Here is a 19,841-nt window from a genome sequence, read left to right as displayed (position 1 = left end):
GGCGATGCAGCAGGCAGGGACCGGACAGCCCACCCACTGCCCCTACTGCGCCCTCCAGTGCGCCATGACGGTCACCGCGTCCGGGACCCACGACGGCGGGGCCCGCGTCGACGGCCGCGAGTTCCCCACCAACCGGGGCGGGCTGTGCCGGAAGGGCTGGTCCGCGGCGGAGCTGCTCGATCACCCCGACCGCCTCACCGTGCCGCTGGTCCGCGACGCCGACGGGGTCCTCCGGGAAGCCGCCTGGGACGCCGTCCTGGACCTCATCGGCGACCGCGTCCTCAGCATCCAGGCCGGGCACGGCCGGGACGCCGTCGCGGTCTTCGGCGGCGGCGGACTCACCAACGAGAAGGCGTACACGCTCGGCAAGTTCGCCCGCCTCGCGCTGCGCACCTCCCGCATCGACTACAACGGCCGGTTCTGCATGTCCTCCGCGGCCGCCGCGGGCAACCGGGCGTTCGGCGTCGACCGCGGCCTGCCCTTCCCCCTCGAGGACCTCGATGGCGCGTCCGTGGTCCTGCTCCTCGGCTCGAACGCCGCCGACACCATGCCCCCCTTCGTCCAGCACCTGCGGGGCGCGCAGGCCGCGGGCGGCCTGGTCGTCGTCGACCCCCGGCGTTCTGCGACCGCCCGCCTCACCGAGCAGGGCCGGGGGATCCACCTGCAACCCGCCCCCGGCACGGACCTCGTCCTGCTCCTGGGCCTGGCGCACGTCGTGGTGGCGGAAGGCCTGGCGGACGGCCGCTTCCTCGAGGCACGGACCGGCGGGTACGACGCCGTCGCCCGCGGCCTCGCACAGTGGTGGCCCGAACGCGTACAGGGCATCACGGGTGTCCCCGCGGCGTCCCTGCGTGCCGTTGCGCGGCTCCTCGCAGCGGGCGCCCGACGCGGCGCGGACGGCGGCCGGGGCGCCTACATCCTGACCGGCCGGGGCATCGAGCAGCACGCCGACGGCACCGACACCACCACTGCCGCGATCAACCTGGCGCTGCTCCTCGGACTCCCGGGCACAGTGCACAGCGGGTACGGGACGCTCACGGGCCAGGGCAACGGCCAGGGCGGTCGGGAGCACGGGCAGAAGGCCGATCAGCTCCCGGGGTACCGGAAGATCACCGATCCGGCGGCGCGAGCCCATGTCGCCGCCGTCTGGGGTGTCCCGGAGGAGCTGATCCCCGGGCCGGGACTGCCCGCCGTCGAGCTCCTCGCCTCGCTCGGGCAGCCGGGCGGCACGCGCTGCCTCTTCGTGCACGGCGCGAACGTCGCCGTCTCCGCGCCCGACTCCGCCACGGTCATCGAGGGCCTGCGCTCCCTCGACCTGCTCGTCGTGTCGGATTTCTTCCTGTCGGAGACCGCGGCGCTCGCGGACGTCGTGCTGCCGGTCCTGCAGTGGGCCGAGGAGGAGGGCACGGTGACGAACCTGGAGGGCAGGATCCTGCGCCGACGCCGGGCCGTCGAACCACCCTCCGGTGCCCGGAGCGAGCTGTGGATCATGCGGGAGCTCGCCCACCGGCTGGGCGCGCCCTCCCTGTTCAGCGAGGAGCCATCGACCATGTTCGACGAGCTCGCCCGCGCCAGTGCCGGCGGCCTGGCCGACTACTCGGGACTCGACTACGGCGTGCTCGACGGCGACGCCCCCGCGTACTGGCCGTACCCGGCGGGCAGCACCGGGACACCGCGGCTGTTCCTGGACGCCTTCGCGCACGCCGACGGGCGTGCCGTCCTGGTGCCCGTCGTCCCGCGGACCGCTGCGTCCGCGGCGCGCCGGCCCGACCCCCTCCTCCTGGCCACGGGCCGGCTCCTCGAGCACTACCAGTCGGGAACCCAGACCCGGCGCGTCCCCGCGCTGCTCGCGGCGCAGCCGGCCCCACGGCTCCAGCTCCACCCCTCGACCGCACAGGACCTCGGCATCGGGCAGGGCGATCGCGTGGTCGTGACGAGTCCCTACGGCGAGGCCCGGGCGCTGGCGGATCTCACCCCCGATATCCGCCAGGACACGGTCTTCCTGGCCTTCCACTTCGCGGACGCCGGGTCCGCGAACCTCCTGACGGGCGGCAGCACCGACCCGGTCTCGGGAATGCCGGAGTTCAAGACGACACCCGTCAGCGTGGCGCGCCCGGTATCCGCGGACGACGGCGTCCGCGCCGACGGACTGGAGGTCGTCGCGTGATACCCCGGCAACCCTCCGTCCCGTGCCGCGTCGTCGTCGTCGGGTTCGGCCCCGTCGCGGCTCGGCTCGTCGAACACCTCGAACCCCTCGTCGCGGCGGGGCTGGTCGCCCTGACCGTGATCGGGCAGGAGGCCGACGCCGCCTACAACCGGGTGCTCGTCGCCGATGTCGCCGTCGGCCGTACCCGCGAAGCCGCCATCCGCCTCGCGGACGCCGACGCGCTCCGTGCCTCCGGTGTCGACGTGCGACTCGGCGCCCGCGTGGCGCGCATCGACCGTCCCTTCCGGCGCGTGCTGCTGACCGGCGGCGAGGCCGTCGACTACGACCGCCTGGTCCTCGCGACCGGGTCCCGCCCCGTCCGTCCGCGGCTGAAGGGGCTGGAGGGGCACGACGCCGGAGGGCTCCCACCGGGAGTCAGCTTCCTCCGCGATCTCTCCGACGCCCGGGCGGTAGCCGCCGCGCTCGCCGCACAGCAGCGGATCGTCGTGCTGGGCGGCGGCATCCTCGGGATCGAGGCCGCCCTCGCCGCGGCCGAGGAGGGCGGGCGCATCACGCTCGTCCACCACGGCCGCTCCCCCATGGAACGGCTGCTCGGGGACGGTGCGCGGGTGCTCGCGACGGCACTGCGGCACGCCGGCATCGACGTGGTGGCCGGGACGTCCACGGGGGTCGAGCTGGAGGACGGGCGTTTCGCGGGCGTCGGCCTGGAGGGCGGTACCCGGATCGACGGCGGCGCGCTCGTCCTCGCGTGCGGCGTGCGTCCGCGCACGGAGCTCGCCGAGGGCTGCGACCTGGCGGTCACGGACGGCATCCTCGTGGACCATTCGCTGCGTGCGGTCGGCACGGATGACATCTGGGCCATCGGGGACTGCGCGGAGGTGTGCTGCCTCCGTCTCTCCTGCGAGGCGTGCGTGGGCATCACCGCGCCCCAGGGGCTCATCGGCCCGGGCTGGCAGCAGGCGGACCACCTCGGGCGGGCCTTCGCGGCGGAGCTGTCCGGGGACGGCCCCGGGCAGCGCGACGGCTCCTACGGCTCCGGATCCGACGGGCGGTCCGTCGTCGGCGCTGCCGGGCTGCGGGACGCCGTCGTCGTGCTGAAGGCCCGCGGCGTCGACGCCGTGGTCGCGGGCGAGACGGATGCGGATCCCTGGACGGTGGAGCCGGGCCTCGCCGTGGCGGAGTGGGCCGACCCGGGGCACGGACGCTACGCGAAGATGATCACGCGCAACGGCGTCCTCACCGGCCTCGTCTGCGTGGGGATGCCGCGCACGGGTGCCGAACTGGTCTTGCTGTTCGAGCGCGGCAGCGAACTCCCGGCGGATCGCTCCAGCCTGCTGCGGCCCGACAGCGCGGAAGGACTGCCGGCCGCATCACCTCCCGGACCGGCCACCACGCTGTGCCGGTGCGCGGGAGTCACCCGCGGCGCGGTGCAGGAGTCCGTGGCCGCCGGCAGCGCCTCCGTCGAGGACGTCTCCACGGCCACACGCGCGGGGACGGGGTGCGGCGGGTGCCGCGACGACATCCGGACCGTCATCGAACAGCACTTCGCCGCGGCGGTCGTGTCCTGATGCGACGTCGCGCCGCGGTCGCGGTCAGACGTGCAGCCGGTACCCGCGCTTGACGACGGTCTCGACCAGGGTCGGGTCCGGCAGGGATTTCCGCAGGCGGTTGACGCTCATGTCGAGTGCGTGGGCCGCACCGGCGGGCGTGAGGAGGTTCGTCAGGGCCTCCCGGCTGAGCACCGCGCCGCGGGCCGAGAGCAGCGCCTTGAAGAGCGCCAGCTGGGCGGGGGCGAGATCCACCGGGACGTCGTCCACGCGCACGGACCGGCCCCGCACCACGACATGGCCGGAGCGCGTGGAGAGCTGCTCCACGTGGTGCTCGGCCAGCTGGTCGCAGACCAGCCGGATCAGCGCACCCATGCGGAACCGTTCGGGGACGATGGGCGTGATCCCGGCGTCGAGCAGGGGCTGCGCCGTCACCGGCCCGACGGCGGCGGCGAGGACGCCGTGCCGGAACCGGTGCACGAGGTCCTCCTGCATGCCCTGCTCGGCCGCGGTGCTGAAGAGGGCGTCGACCGCGGGTGCGCTCGTGAAGGTGACGCAGTCGAGCTGACCGCCGCACACGGCCTCGATGAGTCGGGGCAGCCGTTCGGAGCCTTCCGGCTTGATCCACCGGTAGGGCGTGACGGTGAGCAGCGTGGCGCCCGCGTCCCTGAGCCGTTCGAGCTGGTGCTCGTCGGCGTAGGCGTGCAGCTGGACGCCGATCGTGAGGCCCGCGAGATCCTCCCGCAGCAGCTGGTCCACGAGGGTCGCCGTCGTCTCGTCGGAGCTGATGCCGACGTCGTCCAGCCCGGCCGCACGCACCGCTCCCCTGGCCTTCGGACCCCGCACGTGGATGCGGCCGTTCCCGAGCACGTCGAGCAGGTCGTCGCCCAGCCCGGCAGCGTCGGCGGCCTCGAACCAGCGGCGCATCCCGTAGGCGGTCGTGATGATGAAGAGGTCCGGGCGGGCGGACACCACTGCGGCCGTGTCGGCGAGGAGCGCCACATCCTCCGCGATCGGGGCGATTTTCAGCGCCGGCGCGTGGAGCACGGAGGCGCCCCGCCGCTCGAGCGCGTCGATCAGGTCACTCGACCGGCGGTCCGACGTCACACCGATGCGGAATCCGGCCAACTGGCCGGCCGAGCCGTCGGAGCGGATGGCGTCGGTCATGACGCCAGCGACTCGGTGAGGCGAGCGAGGTGCGCGGCGCTGCCCTGCAACTGGAGCCCCACACGCACCACCTCGCCGATGACCAGCACCGCGGGCGACTGGCAGCGTGCGGCACCCGCGGCCGTGACGATCGTCGACAGCATCCCCGACGTCGTCCGCTGGGATGCGCTGTACCCGCGCTCGACGACGGCCACCGGCATGTCCGGGCGCATCCCCGCCCGGCCGAGGCCCGCGACGAGCTGGGGCAGTGTCGAGACGCCCATGAGGACCACGATGGTCCCGCCCAGGCCCGCGAGGTGGAGGTGTTCCTCGTCGGTCAGCGGCGCGTGCCCGGAGACCACCGTGAAGAGGTGGCTGATGCCGCGGTGCGTCACGGGGATGCCCGCGGCCGCCGGGACGGCGATCGACGAGCTGATGCCCGGCAGCACGGTGCAGGGCACCCGCGCGTCGAGGCACGCGGCGAGCTCCTCGCTCCCGCGTCCGAACACGAAGGGGTCGCCGCCCTTCAGCCGCACCACATGCCGTCCGGCGAGGGCGTGCTGCACCAGGAGGGCGTTGATGCCGGCCTGCGGCACGCGGTGGTGGCCGGGCAGTTTCCCGACGTCGACGAGTTCCGCCGAGGGTGCCAGCTCGGCCAGGGCCTCCGTCGGCCCGAGCCGGTCGTAGAGGACCACGTCGGCGTCCCTGAGCGCGGCGGCCGCATCGAGGGTCAGGAGTCCGCGGGCTCCGGGGCCGCCGCCCACCAGGCTCACGTGCCCGGTGTCGGAGGCGGCCGTCTCCCGGGTCAGGAGCGCGCCGGTGTCCCGACACCGCTGCCGCAGGACGTCGTCCTGCGCGGATGCACACGGTGGGGCGGCACGCGCACCCTCCACCAGGACCACGAGGGTGGCGCCGTCGAGCCCGTCGACGGCCGACGCGACCGTGTCGAACCGGTCGACGTCGGCCCCGGCGGCGCGGTACCGGGCGACGATCCTCCGCGCCCCCCGCGCGACTCCGACGACCACCACGCGGCGTCCGGTCAGATCGATGTCCAGGTGCACGGCTCAGCCCTCCAGGTTCTCTGCAGCAGGTCCCGTCGGGACGCGGACGGGGATCACGGCGCCCAGACCCACCCGGGCGGCTCCGGCGTCGATCTCCGCCTGCGTGGCGGGGCGGCGCTGGCCGCGTTCCTCGACGAGGACGATCGACTGGTCGGCGGCGTCGGGCGCGTTGACGAAGGACCTGAACCGGCGGAGCCTGTCCGGGTCCCTGAGGGTGGCGGCCCACTCGTCCTCGTAGTGCTCCACGTGGCGGGCCATCGCGGCCTCGAGGTCCGCGGCGATGCCGAGGGAGTCCCCGACGACGACGTCGCGCACGTGGTCGAGGCCCCCGTCGAGATCGTCCATCCATCGCGCAGTGCGCTGCATGCGGTCGGCGGTGCGGATGTAGTACATGAGGTAGCGGTCGATGTACCGGATGAGGGTCTCGCCGTCGAGGTCCTGGGCGAGGAGCTGCGCATGTGCGGGCTGGAAGCCGCCGTTGCCCCCCACGTAGAGGTTCCACCCCTGGTCGGTGGCGATCACGCCGACGTCCTTGCTCCGGGCCTCCGCACACTCGCGGGCACACCCCGACACGCCCATCTTGAACTTGTGCGGTGCCCGCAGCCCGCGGTACCGCAGCTCCAGGTCGATGGCCATCGCCACGGAGTCCTGCACGCCGAACCGGCACCAGGTGGACCCCACGCAGGACTTCACGTTCCGCAGCGCCTTGCCGTAGGCCTGACCGGATTCGAACCCGGCCTCGACGAGGATCTTCCAGATCTCCGGCAGCTGCTCCAGCCGGGCCCCGAAGAGATCGATCCGCAGCGCCCCGGTGAGCTTCACGTACAGGCCGAACTGCTCGGCGACCTGCGCGATGACCGCGAGCTTCTGCGGCGTGATCTCCCCGCCGGGGATGCGGGGCACCACGGAGTAGGTGCCGTTGCGCTGCATGTTCGCGAGGGCGCGGTCGTTGGTGTCCTGCAGGGTCCCGCGTCCGCCGTCGAGCACGTATTCCCCGCGCTGCGTGGCGAGGATGGAGCCGATGGCCGGCTTGCAGATGTCGCAGCCGTGGCCGGTCCTCGCCTCCTCGGAGGCCCCGAAGCGGTGGATGATCTCCTGGAAGGACGCGAGGTCGAGGGCCTGGATGGCTTCGAAGAGTTCGGGCCGTGACATGGCGAAGTGCTCGCAGATGCCCTTCGCGACGGTGCGACCCGCCTTCGTGAGTTCGGCGTCGAGCAGTTTCTTCAGCATGGGGACGCAGGAGCCGCACTGGGTCCCGGCACGCGAGCATGCCTTGAGGGACGGCAGGTCGAGCGCGGGCTCCGCGGCCGCCCCGTCCGGACCTGATCCGTGGACCGCGGACCGGCAGGCCCCGGCCGTCACGTTGTTGCAGGAGCAGAGGATGACGTCGTCGGGCAGGTCCGACGGCGGGGCATCGCCTCCCCCTGCCGAGGAGAGGTAGGCGCCGGGCTCGGCGGGCAGCTCGCGTCCCAGCAGCGGTCTCAGCGCGGAATACGGTGCGGCGTCGCCGACGAAGATCCCGCCGAGGAGCGTCTTCGCGTCATCGGTGACCACGAGCTTCTGGTAGAGCCCCCGGGCGGGGTCGGCGTAGACGATCTCGAGGCTGCCGTCCGTCTCGGCGAGGGCGTCCCCGAAGCTCGCGACCTCGACGCCCGAGAGCTTGAGCTTGGTGGCGGTGTCGAAGCCGGGGAAGCTCGCGTGGCCTCCGAGGATGCCGTCGGCGCAGACCTCAGCCATCGCGTTCGCGGGAGCCACCAGCCCCATGCTGACGCCCTCGTAGTTCGCCACTTCGCCGATCGCCCAGACGCCGGGCATCCCGGTCCCGCAGGCCGCGCTGATCACCACGCCGCCGCGGGGTGCCACGTCGAGCCCTGCGTCCCGGGCGAGCTCGTCGCGCGGCCGGATGCCGACGGCGAACACCACGAGGTCGGCCGGGAGCACGGCGCCGTCGCTCAGGGCCACGCCCGTGACGCTGCCGGCGTCGTCCGTCCCGATGGCGACGGGCGCTCCTCCGCAGTGGATGCCCAGCCCCCTGGCGCTGATGAGCCGGCCGAGCGCCTGGCCGCCGCCCTGGTCGAGCTGCGCGTTCATCAGCCAGCCGGCGCGGTTGACCACGGTGGACGAGGCGCCGAGCTGCTGGAGTCCACCGGCGGCTTCGAGGCCGAGCAGCCCGCCCCCGATGACGACGGCGCGGGGCTGCCGGCCGAGGGCGGCGGTGAGCCGGGCCGTCTCGGACCGCAGCCACTGCACGTCGGCGAGGGTGCGGTAGACCGCGGCGTGTTCCGCGCCCGGCAGCGGCAGGCGCACGGCGTCGGAGCCGGTTGCCAGCACGACGTCGTCGTACGCGTACCTCTCGCCGGAGGCGCCCTCGACGTACCGCGCCGCGGGGTCCAGGCGGACCGCCCGCTCCCCCGTCACGAGCCGGATCGCCGGCTCCCGCCACATGAGCGGCTCCCCGAGTCCGAGGTCCACGTCGCCGGTCAATGCGCTGCTCAGGGCCACGCGGTCGTACGGTGCGTGGGCCTCCTCGGCCAGGACCGTGAGGTGCAGCCCGTCCATCCCGCGCCGCCACAGCGCCTCGACGAACCGGTGGGCGGCGGGCCCACCGCCCACGACGACGACGCGCCGTTCCTGCGGCACGGCGGCCGCCCCGGCGGGCCGGGATGATCGGGTCTCGCTCATGTGCTGCCTTCCGTCCGGACCGGGGCGCTCCCGCTGCTCCCTCCACGGTACGAACAGGCAATTTCTCCGATGTGTCGGCGATGTGTCGCAGCGTTAACTTCGGGCTCACCGGCAGGAGTCCCCGCCGTGAGGCGCACGTTACCGCCGCGCAACAGCGCCGGGACCTCGATGACACGTCCGTCGCCTAGCGTTGCGGGAACGCATCCGTCACCGAGGAGAACGCCATGACCGAGCTCATCCTGCAGCGTCCTGCCCCCTCGGGCACCACCTGGGTCGCCGTCTGCCGCGTCGACGACCTCGAGGAGTGCTGGGGCGAGGCGGCGCTGGTCGGCCACGAACAGATCGCCCTGTTCCGGCTGCCCGGCGACCGGGTGTACGCCGTCGGCAACATCGATCCACGGACCCGGGCCGCCGTCATGGCGCGGGGGATCATCGGATCACGGGGGACGGAACCCACTATCGCGTCGCCCCTCCACAAGGAGGTCTACGATCTGGCCGGCGGGGCCTGCCTGTCCGGCGGCGAGGGGCTTCGTGCCTATCCCGTGCGGTGTAGGGACGGCATGATCGAGGTCCACGTTGCCGCCTGAGCCATGGGCGGTGCTTCAATGGCAGCCATGACCGTGAATCCGTCACCGGACAGCCCGCCCGTCCTCATCGCCTGCTCCCACGGCACCGACAACGCCCAGGGCAGGCGCGAGATCGATGCCGTGCGCGCCGGGATCATGGCACTCCGCCCGGAGGTCGAGGTCCGCGAGGCGTACGTCGACGTCCAGGAGCCGGACCTCGTGGACGTGGTGGCGGCCCTTCCTGCGGGCCGGCCGGCCGTCATCGTGCCGCTGCTGCTCTCCGTCGGCTACCACGTCAAGGTGGACATCGCCCGGGCGGCCGCGAGCCGGCCCGGAACGGTATCGGCTCTCCCGCTGGGCCCGGATCCGCGGCTCGCCCGGGTGCTGCAGCAGCGGCTCACCGAGGCCGGGGTGGATGACGCCGACGCCGTGGTGCTGGCCGCCGCGGGGTCCTCCGACGCCTGTGCCGCGGAGGACGTCGCCGAGGTGCAGGCCGTCCTCGCGGAGCTCCGGACGGGCCGGGTGCGGGCGGGCTTCGGATCGAAGGCCGCCCCGTCCGTCCCCGACGCCGTCGCGGCCCGGCGGGCGGAGTCGGGGCAGCGGGTCGCGGTCGCGTCCTACCTGCTGGCCCCCGGCTACTTCCACGACCAGCTGGCGAAGGCCGGCGCCGATGTGGTGAGTGCGCCCCTGCTCCCGAGCCCGCTGATCGCGGAGATCGCCCTGTCGCGGTACGACGACGCCGTCGCGCGCCTGCTTGTCGGGTCTCCGGCCGGCTCTGCGGGTTGCGACCGGCCGTGCCGGGCGCAGGTCTCGGCGTGCGTCCGAAGCGGTGCAGCCCGCGTGGACTGACGGCGTTCCTGCGTGGGCCTCGCCCCCGGCCGCGTGGGCCTCGCCCCCGGCCGCGTGGGCCTCGCTCCCGGCCGGCGGGAGGACGACAATGGAGCGCATGGGAGATCCTGCTGCGGACGGCGGTCCGGTGCTGCTGCACTATCCGCTGGAGGGGCGGTTCCGCGCACGCAACAGCCCCGCGCGTCGCGTCCCGAGTCACGGCACCGACCTCATGGGCACCACCTATGCGATCGACCTCGTCCCCGTGGATGACGACGGCCGTCCGGCGCCGAGGACCTGGCGTAGCCTGGTCGCCACGGAGCCGGCGGAGGATTTCATCGGCTTCGGCGCACCTGTACTGGCACCGGCCGCCGGCGTCGTCGTCATCGCCCACGACGGCGAGGACGACCACGCGGCGCGACGGTCGCAGCTGGCGCTCGTGCCGTACATGGCCGGGCAGGCGCAGCGCCTCCGGCACGGGCGGGGCGCCATCGCCGGCAACCACGTGGTCATCGCGCTGGGCGCCGACGGACCCTTCGTGCTGGTCGCCCACCTGCGCCGGTCCTCGCTCAGCGTCCGCGTGGGGACACGCGTGCAGGCGGGTCAGCTGATCGGTGAGTGCGGGAACTCGGGGAACAGCACGCAGCCGCACGTCCACGTCCAGGTCACGGACAGCACGGACTGGCCGAGCGCCCGGGGACTGCCGGTCGCCTTCCGGACGCCCGGGGGTGCCGAGCTCCCGGCCGAGTCGCAGCTCGTCGTCGTGCCGAGGACAGGGCGCGGCGCTGCCGGGTAGCGTATGCCGGCGTGCGGAGGCGCCGGGTCAGGCGTGCGGAGGCGCCGCGTCAGGCGACCGGTTCGAGGGACAGGCGCTCCTGCACCGTCGCTGCGAGGTCCTCCGCGATGCGCTGGGCGGTCGCGAGATCGGCAGCCTCGACCATGACGCGGACCACCGGCTCCGTGCCCGAGGGGCGCAGCAGCACGCGTCCGGTCTCGCCGAGGACCGCCTCGGCCTCGCGGACGGCGTCCTGCACGCCCGCGTCCGAGTTGGCGGCACCGCGGTCCACGCCCTTGACGTTGATGAGCACCTGGGGAAGCTTCGTCATGACGGCGGCGAGCTCCTTGAGGCTCTTGCCGGTCCCGGCCATGCGCGAGGCCAGCTGAAGCCCGGTGAGGACGCCGTCGCCCGTGGTGGCGTATTCGGCGAAGATGACGTGGCCGGACTGCTCGCCGCCGAGGCTGTAGCCGCCGTCGCGCATGCCCTCGAGGACGTAGCGGTCCCCCACGCCGGTCTCCATGATGGTGACGCCCGCTTCGCGCAGGGCGATCTTCAGCCCCAGGTTGCTCATCACGGTGGCCACGAGGGTGTTGTCCTTGAGCTTCCCGGCATCCTTCATCGCCAGCGCCATGACGGCCATGATCTGGTCGCCGTCCACGATGGTCCCCTCGTGGTCGACGGCCAGGCAGCGATCGGCGTCGCCGTCGTGCGCGATGCCGAGGTCGGCACCGTGCTCAAGGACGGTGGCCTGCAGCTTCTCGAGGTGCGTGGAGCCGTAGCCGTCATTGATGTTGATGCCGTCGGGGTCCGCGCCGATGACGACGATGTCCGCGCCGGCGTCCCGGAAGACCTCGGGTGAGCAGCCGCTCGCCGCGCCATGGGCGCAGTCGATGACCACCTTGAGCCCTTCGAGGCGGTGCGGGAGGGTCTTGAGGAGATGGACCACGTAGCGGTCCTCGGCGTCGGCGAAGCGCTGGATACGGCCCACATCGCCCGCCACGGGACGCAGGCGAGGCCTCGCCATCTCCTCCTCGATGGCGTCCTCGAGCGCGTCGCTGAGCTTGTTGCCGCCCCGGGCGAGGAACTTGATGCCGTTGTCGGGAGCCGCGTTGTGCGAGGCGGAGATCATGACGCCGAAGTCGGCGCCGAGGTCGGCCACGAGGAACGCAGCCGCCGGCGTCGGCAGGACCCCGGCGTCGTACACGTCCACGCCCGAGCTGGCGAGCCCGGCCTCGACGGCGGCCGCGATGAACTCACCGCTGATGCGGGGGTCGCGGGCGATCACCGCGGTGGGGCGGCGTCCGTCCGAGGCGTTGTGGCCGAGGACCACGGCGGCCGCCTGGGCCAGCTGGAGGGACAGTTCTGCCGTGATCAGGCCATTGGCCAGACCGCGGACGCCATCGGTTCCGAATAACTTGCTCATCGTGATCATCCTAAGTGCAGAACAGTGGACCGCTAGGGCAGGTCCTCGAACAGGTTAAAGCACGATGCCCGTCCGGAAGCCCGGACGGGCATCTGCGCGTGTCCTGGAAGGATCAGCGCTTGGAGTACTGAGGCGCCTTGCGTGCCTTCTTGAGACCCGCCTTCTTGCGCTCGATGACGCGGGCGTCACGAGTCAGGAAGCCTGCCTTCTTGAGGGCGGGGCGGTTGTTCTCACGGTCGATCTCGTTCAGCGTGCGCGCAACACCGAGGCGGAGTGCACCGGCCTGGCCGGAGGGTCCACCGCCGTGGATGCGGGCAATGACGTCATAGGCGCCGTCGAGCTCGAGGAGCTTGAAGGGGTCGTTGACTTCCTGCTGGTGCAGCTTGTTCGGGAAGTAGTCGGCGAGCTCGCGCCCGTTGACGATCCACTTGCCGGTGCCGGGGACGAGGCGCACGCGGGCGACAGCTTCCTTGCGGCGTCCGACGGCTCCGCCGCCGACGGTCAGCGCGGGACGCTCCTTGACGGCGGTCTCGCCGCCTTCGGTGGACTCTGAGGTGTAGCTCGTGAGCTCCTCAGTCGGTTCATTCAGCTCTTCAGTGTTCTCAGCCACGGTTCTCCTTGAAGTGATTTCTTAGTACTGGTGGCCAGGGCTACTGGGCGACCTGAGTGATTTCGTATGTCTTGGGCTGCTGCGCGGCGTGGGGGTGCTCGGCGCCGCGGTAGACCTTCAGCTTGCCGATCTGCTGTGCAGCCAGCGAGTTCTTGGGGAGCATGCCACGGATGGCCTTCTCGACTGCGCGCTCCGGGTTCTTGTCCAGGAGTTCCACGTAGGTGGTGGACTTCAGGCCGCCCGGGTAACCGGAGTGGCGGTAGGCGCGCTTCTGCTCGAGCTTGGAGCCGGTGAGGGCTACCTTTTCAGCGTTGATGATGATGACGAAATCGCCCATGTCCATGTGGGGAGCGAAGGTCGGCTTGTGCTTTCCGCGGAGCAGGATTGCGGTCTGGCTGGCAAGACGGCCGAGGACGACGTCGGTTGCATCGATTACGTGCCACTGGCGGTTGATGTCGCCTGGCTTCGGGGTGTACGTACGCACGGTTATGGCCTTCGTTTCTATTTCGGTGTCGCCCGTGACTACGGAAGCGTCCGTACCCGCGGGCTCAGCTTATTCATGCGTTACCGGAACTTCAGGTGAGGGCTGAAATACGACCAGTCATCCCGTGAATCTCGGCTCCGCCCCCGGGCCAGGTGGTTCTGCAACTGAACCGCTCCGAAGGGCGCAGACGTATCGAGAAGGGACACGCACAACGACTCCCAAGGATAGCCTGCCGCACTAGGGCGGGTCAAAAGGAAGCTCGGACCCTCCCAGGGGCCTTCGGGAGGGGGACTCGGGCGGCCTGCAGTTCCTCCCTCGATCGGGCCGGCGCGACCGGAGCCTCCCGGGAGGTGCTCGGACAGGGAGCAGCGTCGGCGCAGGTTCTACGCAGGGTGGCTGCAGAGCCGGTGCAGGTTCGTGAGTTCTTGCTCAGGATCAGGGCAGACCCGGTTTCTTGCGGCTTCCCGTTGCTAGCTTTCTGGCAGCGCTGGCGCTGGGTCAGCCGCTGTCCCCCCCTCAGGAGTACCCTCATGTTCGCTCATCTCGCAGCAAGCCTGCACACCCTCGGATTCACCGTCCAATCCCGCCTCAGCCGCGAAGAGACCGGCGCCACCGCCGTCGAGTACGCGATGCTCACGGGTCTCATTGCCGTCCTGCTCATCGTCGGCGTGAATCTCTTCGGCAAGGACCTGCAGGACATGTTCAAAAACCTGATTCCCACCGGCTGGAAGACCCCTACAACCACCGCCGGCTAGTCGGATCCCGCAGGGAACTGACCAGATAGCTCCGTCGGAATCACATTGGTCAGCAGCGGCAGTCAAGAGCCGCTGCTGACCAATCCACGTAACGATGCCCAAGCTCGGAAGTAGAAGACATGCGACGATTGCGTTCCGAACAGGGAGCCACGGCCGTCGAGTTCGCACTCGTCGTGCCGCTCCTGCTGGTCCTCCTGATCGGCGTGATCGAGTTCGGCCGCGTCTTCAACACCCAACTCCAGCTCACCGCTGCGGCGCGCGAGTCAGTGCGGGTCATGGCCATCCAGAAGCAACCCGATACGGCCAGGAACGCGGCTCTTGCCGCCGCCCCAGGCCTCGCCCCGGCGCTCACCGCCGCGAACGTGCAGGTGAGCCCGTCCTCGTGTTCCTCCACAACGGATGTAACGGTCACCATCAGCTACTCGGTCAGCCTGCTGTCCGGGCTTTTCGCGGATGCTGTTCCGCTCACCGGTCAGGCGGTCATGCGATGCGGCGGGTGAGGCGCAATGAGGACGGCGCCGTCGCCGTGATGGTGGCTCTCCTCATGGTGGTCCTGCTCGGTATCACGGCCCTGGTGGTCGATGTCGGAATGGTGTACGCCGAACGGGCGCAGCTCCAGAACGGCGCGGACGCGGCAGCTCTTGCTATTGCCCAGGACTGCGCGCTCGGGAACTGCAGGAATCCCGCTGCCACCGCCGACGAACTCGCACGTGGCAATTCGAACGACGGCGTCTCCTCCGCAGCACCCGTCGTCACCGGCAACTCGGTGACCGTGCGGACCAGCACCCTTACGGTGGACGGCGGCACTGCCATCCGGCACTGGTTCGCTCCCGTCCTCGGGATTGACTCCACAGCGGTGACGGCCGTGGCGAAAGCTTCCTGGGGCAGCCCCTCAAAAGCGACTGTCTTCCCTTTCACTGCCCCGAAGTGCATGTTCGATGCGGCGTCGTCCGGCGACTCGACCGAGGAGGTCTGGATCACGAAGGACTCGACCTGTATAGGCGCCAACGGAACCAGGCTTCCCGGTGCCTTCGGCTGGCTTGATGAGACGGACAAGAAAAGCTGCCGCGCGTCGGTCGACGTCAATCAGGTAATCGGCGGCGACCCCGGCAAGAGTGCACCGCAAAACTGCGACGACCTCGACGGCACGACGATCCTGCTTCCCGTCTACGTCAGCGAATCGGGCAACGGCAACAACGTCAGCTACAAAGTGGATGGCTTCGCGGCCTTTCGCGTGACCGCCCACAGCTGGCCAAGCGAGCTTCAAAATGAACCCGGCTGCAACCGTTGCGCCGGCATCAAGGGCCGCTTCATCAAGCTCGTATCGCTCGAGGACCTTCAGTCCTTCGGCGTCGAAGAACTGGGCGGCGCCTCCTTCAACGCATCATTCGTCGCCCTCAGCAAGTAGGAGTTCTGCCAGTGAAGAACAGAATCATCGGAGCAGTGGCCGCTGGGCTCCTCGCCCTCCTCGGCACTGTCCTGCTGGTGGGCTACGTCGACGGCGCCGAGCAGCGGGCCTTCGCCGGCACGCAGACGGAAAACGTGCTGGTGCTCAGCGCCACCGTGCCCGCGGGGACGCCTGCCGAGGACGCGCTGCTCAGCACGACCACCGAAGCCATGCCGGCCAAGGCGATCGCCGAGGGTGTCGTGACCGATCCAGCCCAGATCGCCGGACTCGTCACCACCGTGGACCTCGTACCAGGCGAGCAGCTCCTCGTGTCCCGCTTCATCGACCCGGCGGATGCGGCAGGCCCCACCGAGATCGAGGTCCCCGAAGGAATGCAGGAGGTGTCCGTCCTCCTCGAGCCACAGCGCATGGCTGGAGGTCGACTCAGCCCCGGCGACACCGTCGGGGTATTCATCTCCCTCGGAGCCGGAACACTGCAACCCCCGGCTCCGGTCACACATCTGACGATGCACAAAGTGCTCGTCACCGCGATCCAGGGACTTCCGGCGGAGGTCGAAGGTGAGGTAGCCGACGACGCGTCAGGCGTACCTGCAGGCAGCCTCATCGTCACCCTCGCGAGGACGGCACCGGATGTGGAGAAGCTCGTCTTCGCGCAGGAGTTCGGCACTCTCTGGCTCTCCAAGGAACCATCCGAAGCCACCGAGGACGGCACGCGCGAGCTGACCCAGGAGGGGATCTATCGATGAGCCGTTACGCCGTCATCAGCACGCATCCCGACATCCTGCAGCGATTCCAGGCTGCCGCCACCGGTGTCCTCGCAGGCGAGGTGCATGCCTGGCAGGGAGCATCATTCCCCGCCGAGCCGCAGGAGGTCCTGGCCCAACTGACCCATCCCGTCTTCCTCGACGTCCTGGTGCTCGGCCCCGGCGTTCCGCTCGAGCGGGCGCTGCACCTTGCCACCGCCTTCGAGGTGCAGCGCCCCGAAGTGGCGGTGCTCCTGGTCGCACCCCCTACCCCCGACGTCGTCCTGGCGGCCATGCGCGCGGGCATCCGCGACGTCGTCGAACCTGATGCCGACCCGGACGCCATCAGCGTGCTGCTGCACCGCGCGGTCCGCAGTGCGGCTATTCGCCGCCGTAGCCTCGACACCGGAGGTGAGACCGGAACCGGGGGCACCACCGGAAGGGTGATCGCGGTGATCTCGCCCAAGGGCGGTGCAGGCAAGACGACGATTGCGAGCAGCCTCGCCATCGGTCTCGCCTCAAGCGCACCCCATGGCACGGTCCTCGTGGACCTCGATCTCCAGTTCGGCGACGTCGCCAGCGCCCTGGCCATCTCCCCCGAGCATTCCGTCTCGGACGCGGTGCACGGCCCCGCCCGCAGGGACACGATGGTCCTGAAATCCTTCCTCAGCGCGCACCCCACCGGGCTCTACGCGCTCTGTGCACCATCGTCCCCTGACACGGCCGAGCAGGTGACGGCCGACGACGTCACCCACCTGCTCGAGCAACTGGCGAGCCAGTACCGCTACGTGGTCGTCGACACGGCGCCCGGACTGTCCGACCACACACTCGCCGCGCTGGACAAGGCCTCCGACTTCGTCTTCGTCACCGGGACGGACGTCCCGAGCGTCCGCGGGATGCGCAAGGAACTCGACATCCTCTCCGAACTGGGCATGTACCCCCTCAAACGACACCTGGTGCTGAATGCCGCCGATGCCAGGGGTGGCGTATCGCGCCAGGACGTCGAGGCCGCACTCGGCGTGGAGGTGGACGTCATCATCCCAGCATCGCGTGCCGTCCGCCTAGCGACGAACCAAGGCATCCCCCTGACGCAACGCACGGGCCGGGACCGGGCGTCCAAAGCAATGCGCGCACTGGTGGCGCGCTTCACGGCGCCGGCCGCATCAACGCCGTCAACGCGCAAGGGGACCGCGCGGCACAGGGTCGGCGCCCCGTGAATCTCGCCCAGCGGCTGGAAGCCGCCCGCAACGCGGGGTCGAGCGGCGGTCCGGGGTCGGCATCGCCCGACGCCGATCCCGCCCCGGTTCCCCTACGACCCGCGCGTACCGCCTCCTCGACCCCCGCCCCACCGATGGCCCGCACCCCCGCGGTCCGGCAGGGGAAGTCGGCTTCCTTCGAGGAGCCGCCGGCCCGCGATGCGCTGGCGAAGCTGAAGGACCGCGCCGGCACGATCCTCTTCGAGCGGCTGGGCACCCGCCTCATCGACGCCGCGCTCACGGAGGAGCAGCTCTATTCCCTGGTCCAGCAGGAACTGACGGAGGTCGTGGAGGCCGAGGAGGTGCCACTCACCAAGGAGGAGCGTCTACGACTTATCAAGGGAGTCAGTGACGACGTCCTCGGCTATGGCCCACTCCAACACCTCCTCGACGATGAAAGCATCACCGAGATCATGGTCAACGGCCCCAACATGATCTACGTGGAGCAGCACGGCAAGCTCGTACGAAGTGGCGTGCGTTTCGCCTCGGAGGCGCACCTCCGCAAGGTCATCGAACGGATCGTCGCAAAGGTAGGACGGCGGATCGACGAGTCGTCGCCCCTCGTCGACGCGCGGCTCGCCGATGGATCGCGGGTCAACGCCGTCGTGCCGCCCCTTGCCATCAACGGATCCTCGCTCACCATCAGGAAGTTCGCGACGGACCCGTTCCAGGTCCACGACCTCATCGGGTTCGGCACGCTCTCGGTGGAAATGGCCGAACTGCTTGACGCTTGCGTGAAGGCTCGCCTCAATGTCATCGTGTCCGGCGGCACGGGTACAGGCAAAACCACTCTCCTCAATGTGCTGTCATCCTTCATCCCGGAGGACGAGCGGATCGTCACCATCGAGGACGCCGCTGAACTGCAGTTGCAGCAGGACCACGTCGTGCGCCTCGAGAGCCGTCCGAGCAATATCGAGGGCAAGGGTGAGATCACCATCCGCGACCTCGTGCGCAACTCACTGCGAATGCGTCCCGACCGGATCGTCGTGGGCGAGGTCCGCGGCGGGGAGACATTGGACATGCTGCAGGCCATGAACACGGGCCACGACGGCTCCCTCTCGACGGTCCACTCGAATTCGCCGCGTGACGCGGTCTCCCGACTCGAGACCCTCGTGCTGATGGCGGGGATGGACCTGCCACTCCGCGCTGTCCGCGAGCAGATCGCCTCGGCCGTGGACGTCATCGTGCAGCTCACCCGCCTGCGGGACGGCACCAGGCGTGTAACGCACGTCACGGAGGTCCAGGGCATGGAGGGCGAGATCGTCACCCTTCAGGACGCTTTCGTCTTCGATTACAGTGCCGGGCTCGACTCCGACGGTCGCTTCCTCGGGAAGCCGGTTCCGACCGGCGTACGGCCCCGCTTCACCGATCGATTCACTGAACTCGGCATCACCCTGTCACCTTCCGTATTTGCTCCTGCACCAGTGCGGGGTGCGGGCCGATGACCCTGCTGTTCGGACTGCTGCTCTGCTATGCGGCGACGGTAACCGTGGTCTTCGTCCTCCTCCCGGCGCGCCCCCGCACCCTGCTGAGTAAGGGCGCCTCCAGCCGTCCCGAAGACGGGCCGGGCAGCATTGCCCTACGCTTCACCGCGCGCCTCGAAAAGGTCCTGAGGCAGAGGAATTACAGCGGAGCCCTCTCGAGGGCGATCGAGCAGGCCGGCCTGACGATGAGTGCGGCGGAGTTCGTGGTCTTCGCCGGCGTCGGTACGATCCTTCTTGCTGGTCTCGCCAGCTCTGCCGGCGGACTGCTCCTCGCATTGGCAGCCCTGCTTGCAGGCCCTTTCATCGCACGCCTGGTCCTCCGGTTCCTCGCCTCCCGCCGACGCACCGCCTTTGCCGACCAGCTCGATGAAACACTCCAGCTCCTCGCCGGAGGTCTCCGGGCCGGCCACAGCCTACTCCGTGCGATCGACGCGGCCGCCGAGGAATCCGAGGCCCCGACCTCGGAGGAGTTCGCGCGCATCATCAATGAGACGAGGCTCGGACGGGATATCGGCGAGGCGCTCGATGACGCCGCTATTCGGATGCGCTCCCTGGACTTCTCCTGGGTGGCTCAGGCGATCGCAATCCACCGGGAAGTCGGAGGTAACCTCGCCGATGTGCTCGATCAGGTGGGCCACACCATCCGCGAGCGCAACCAGATCCGTGGGCAGGTGCGGTCGCTCAGTGCCGAAGGGCGCATCTCGGCACTGGTGCTCATGGTGTTGCCGTTCGCGCTCGGGGGGATCCTCGTTGTGATCAGCCCCGGTTACATGGATCCGCTCGTCCAGCATCCCGTTGGCCTGGCCATGATCGCGGTGTCGGTCGTACTGCTCGTCATCGGCGGCGTATGGCTCCGCAAGGTCGTCAGTTTCCGCTTCTGACACCCCTCTCCCCTACCAGCCA

18 protein-coding genes are annotated in these 19,841 nt (G+C 70.5%); 12 read left to right on the top strand and 6 right to left on the bottom strand.

The features are described 5' to 3' along the window. The first annotated feature begins 4 nt into the window (after positions 1-4). Both RY94_RS01070 and RY94_RS01065 read left to right on the top strand, forming a co-directional pair. The gene (locus RY94_RS01070) at positions 5-2,167 is read left to right on the top strand and encodes a molybdopterin oxidoreductase family protein (RefSeq protein ID WP_043440704.1); all 2,163 of its coding nucleotides are present in this window, start codon (positions 5-7) and stop codon (positions 2,165-2,167) included. Next, positions 2,164-3,735 (top strand): FAD-dependent oxidoreductase, encoded by a 1,572-nt coding sequence (locus RY94_RS01065; protein ID WP_231554361.1) that lies wholly within the window; start codon positions 2,164-2,166, stop codon positions 3,733-3,735. The genes RY94_RS01070 and RY94_RS01065 overlap by 4 nt, the downstream gene beginning before the upstream one ends. A gap of 24 nt (positions 3,736-3,759) precedes the next feature. On the opposite strand, the gene RY94_RS01060 is transcribed toward RY94_RS01065, so the two are convergent. From RY94_RS01060 to nirB, 3 genes are read right to left on the bottom strand one after another with little or no spacing between them, the layout of a single operon-like run. Further along, complete coding sequence (locus RY94_RS01060) at positions 3,760-4,881, bottom strand: uroporphyrinogen-III synthase (RefSeq protein WP_043440702.1); 1,122 nt, start codon at positions 4,879-4,881, stop codon at positions 3,760-3,762. After that, the gene (gene cobA / locus RY94_RS01055) at positions 4,878-5,921 is read right to left on the bottom strand and encodes a uroporphyrinogen-III C-methyltransferase (protein ID WP_043440700.1); all 1,044 of its coding nucleotides are present in this window, start codon (positions 5,919-5,921) and stop codon (positions 4,878-4,880) included. The genes RY94_RS01060 and cobA overlap by 4 nt, the downstream gene beginning before the upstream one ends. A 3-nt stretch (positions 5,922-5,924) precedes the next feature. Further along, positions 5,925-8,603: a nitrite reductase large subunit NirB gene (nirB, locus tag RY94_RS01050; protein ID WP_052273787.1), complete on the bottom strand. Its 2,679-nt coding sequence runs from the start codon at positions 8,601-8,603 to the stop codon at positions 5,925-5,927. A gap of 224 nt (positions 8,604-8,827) precedes the next feature. On the opposite strand from nirB, the gene nirD reads away from it, so the two are divergent. From nirD to RY94_RS01035, 3 genes are all read left to right on the top strand, one after another. Beyond that, positions 8,828-9,190 (top strand): nitrite reductase small subunit NirD, encoded by a 363-nt coding sequence (nirD, locus tag RY94_RS01045; protein WP_043440697.1) that lies wholly within the window; start codon positions 8,828-8,830, stop codon positions 9,188-9,190. A gap of 18 nt (positions 9,191-9,208) precedes the next feature. After that, positions 9,209-10,018 carry a CbiX/SirB N-terminal domain-containing protein gene (locus RY94_RS01040; RefSeq protein ID WP_043440694.1) on the top strand — a complete coding sequence of 270 codons (810 nt, stop codon included), beginning with the start codon at positions 9,209-9,211 and terminating at the stop codon, positions 10,016-10,018. Between the two features lie 97 nt (positions 10,019-10,115). Beyond that, complete coding sequence (locus RY94_RS01035) at positions 10,116-10,793, top strand: M23 family metallopeptidase (protein ID WP_052273855.1); 678 nt, start codon at positions 10,116-10,118, stop codon at positions 10,791-10,793. A gap of 49 nt (positions 10,794-10,842) precedes the next feature. Here RY94_RS01035 and glmM read toward each other — a convergent pair whose 3' ends face one another. The 3 genes from glmM to rplM all read right to left on the bottom strand — a co-directional run bounded on the left by glmM (position 10,843) and on the right by rplM (position 13,292). After that, on the bottom strand, positions 10,843-12,198 hold the full coding sequence (glmM, locus tag RY94_RS01030) for a phosphoglucosamine mutase (RefSeq protein WP_043441264.1): 1,356 nt from the start codon (positions 12,196-12,198) through the stop codon (positions 10,843-10,845). Between the two features lie 112 nt (positions 12,199-12,310). Next, positions 12,311-12,808 (bottom strand): 30S ribosomal protein S9, encoded by a 498-nt coding sequence (rpsI, locus tag RY94_RS01025; RefSeq protein WP_043440692.1) that lies wholly within the window; start codon positions 12,806-12,808, stop codon positions 12,311-12,313. Between the two features lie 40 nt (positions 12,809-12,848). Then, the gene (gene rplM, locus RY94_RS01020; protein WP_043440690.1) at positions 12,849-13,292 is read right to left on the bottom strand and encodes a 50S ribosomal protein L13; all 444 of its coding nucleotides are present in this window, start codon (positions 13,290-13,292) and stop codon (positions 12,849-12,851) included. A gap of 530 nt (positions 13,293-13,822) precedes the next feature. Here rplM and RY94_RS01015 point away from each other — a divergent pair. From RY94_RS01015 to RY94_RS00985, 7 genes are all read left to right on the top strand, one after another. Next, positions 13,823-14,047, top strand: a complete 225-nt coding sequence (locus RY94_RS01015; RefSeq protein ID WP_043440687.1) for a Flp family type IVb pilin — start codon at positions 13,823-13,825, stop codon at positions 14,045-14,047. Positions 14,048-14,166: 119 nt separating this feature from the next. Further along, positions 14,167-14,547, top strand: a complete 381-nt coding sequence (locus RY94_RS01010; RefSeq protein WP_043440685.1) for a TadE/TadG family type IV pilus assembly protein — start codon at positions 14,167-14,169, stop codon at positions 14,545-14,547. Next, positions 14,544-15,455, top strand: a complete 912-nt coding sequence (locus RY94_RS01005; RefSeq protein ID WP_197060557.1) for a pilus assembly protein TadG-related protein — start codon at positions 14,544-14,546, stop codon at positions 15,453-15,455. Before RY94_RS01010 ends, RY94_RS01005 begins: the two co-directional genes overlap by 4 nt. Positions 15,456-15,466: 11 nt before the next feature. Further along, positions 15,467-16,201 (top strand): Flp pilus assembly protein CpaB, encoded by a 735-nt coding sequence (gene cpaB / locus RY94_RS01000; protein WP_043440683.1) that lies wholly within the window; start codon positions 15,467-15,469, stop codon positions 16,199-16,201. Continuing rightward, positions 16,198-17,415 (top strand): AAA family ATPase, encoded by a 1,218-nt coding sequence (locus RY94_RS00995; RefSeq protein WP_043440681.1) that lies wholly within the window; start codon positions 16,198-16,200, stop codon positions 17,413-17,415. Before cpaB ends, RY94_RS00995 begins: the two co-directional genes overlap by 4 nt. Then, positions 17,412-18,899 (top strand): CpaF family protein, encoded by a 1,488-nt coding sequence (locus RY94_RS00990; protein WP_043440678.1) that lies wholly within the window; start codon positions 17,412-17,414, stop codon positions 18,897-18,899. Before RY94_RS00995 ends, RY94_RS00990 begins: the two co-directional genes overlap by 4 nt. Further along, positions 18,896-19,819, top strand: coding sequence for a type II secretion system F family protein (locus RY94_RS00985; protein ID WP_043440676.1), 924 nt, complete (start codon positions 18,896-18,898; stop codon positions 19,817-19,819). The genes RY94_RS00990 and RY94_RS00985 overlap by 4 nt, the downstream gene beginning before the upstream one ends. Positions 19,820-19,841 lie beyond the last annotated feature (22 nt).

It is taken from the genome of Arthrobacter sp. L77 (genome assembly GCF_000816565.1).
GTDB lineage: Bacteria > Actinomycetota > Actinomycetes > Actinomycetales > Micrococcaceae > Arthrobacter_D > Arthrobacter_D antioxidans.
Note: the sequence above shows the minus strand (reverse complement) of the source record. Positions and strands in the feature narration are given on the sequence as shown.

What these genes read in the sequence shown, in the direction of transcription:
- RY94_RS01070 (WP_043440704.1), top strand. Translation starts at nt 5, where the DNA reads ATGCAGCAGGCAGGGACCGGACAGCCCACCCACTGCCCCTACTGCGCC.
- RY94_RS01060 (WP_043440702.1), bottom strand. Translation starts at nt 4,881, where the DNA reads ATGACCGACGCCATCCGCTCCGACGGCTCGGCCGGCCAGTTGGCCGGA.
- nirB (WP_052273787.1), bottom strand. Translation starts at nt 8,603, where the DNA reads ATGAGCGAGACCCGATCATCCCGGCCCGCCGGGGCGGCCGCCGTGCCG.
- nirD (WP_043440697.1), top strand. Translation starts at nt 8,828, where the DNA reads ATGACCGAGCTCATCCTGCAGCGTCCTGCCCCCTCGGGCACCACCTGG.
- RY94_RS01040 (WP_043440694.1), top strand. Translation starts at nt 9,209, where the DNA reads ATGGCAGCCATGACCGTGAATCCGTCACCGGACAGCCCGCCCGTCCTC.
- RY94_RS01035 (WP_052273855.1), top strand. Translation starts at nt 10,116, where the DNA reads ATGGGAGATCCTGCTGCGGACGGCGGTCCGGTGCTGCTGCACTATCCG.
- glmM (WP_043441264.1), bottom strand. Translation starts at nt 12,198, where the DNA reads ATGAGCAAGTTATTCGGAACCGATGGCGTCCGCGGTCTGGCCAATGGC.
- RY94_RS01015 (WP_043440687.1), top strand. Translation starts at nt 13,823, where the DNA reads ATGTTCGCTCATCTCGCAGCAAGCCTGCACACCCTCGGATTCACCGTC.
- RY94_RS01010 (WP_043440685.1), top strand. Translation starts at nt 14,167, where the DNA reads ATGCGACGATTGCGTTCCGAACAGGGAGCCACGGCCGTCGAGTTCGCA.
- RY94_RS00995 (WP_043440681.1), top strand. Translation starts at nt 16,198, where the DNA reads ATGAGCCGTTACGCCGTCATCAGCACGCATCCCGACATCCTGCAGCGA.
- RY94_RS00985 (WP_043440676.1), top strand. Translation starts at nt 18,896, where the DNA reads ATGACCCTGCTGTTCGGACTGCTGCTCTGCTATGCGGCGACGGTAACC.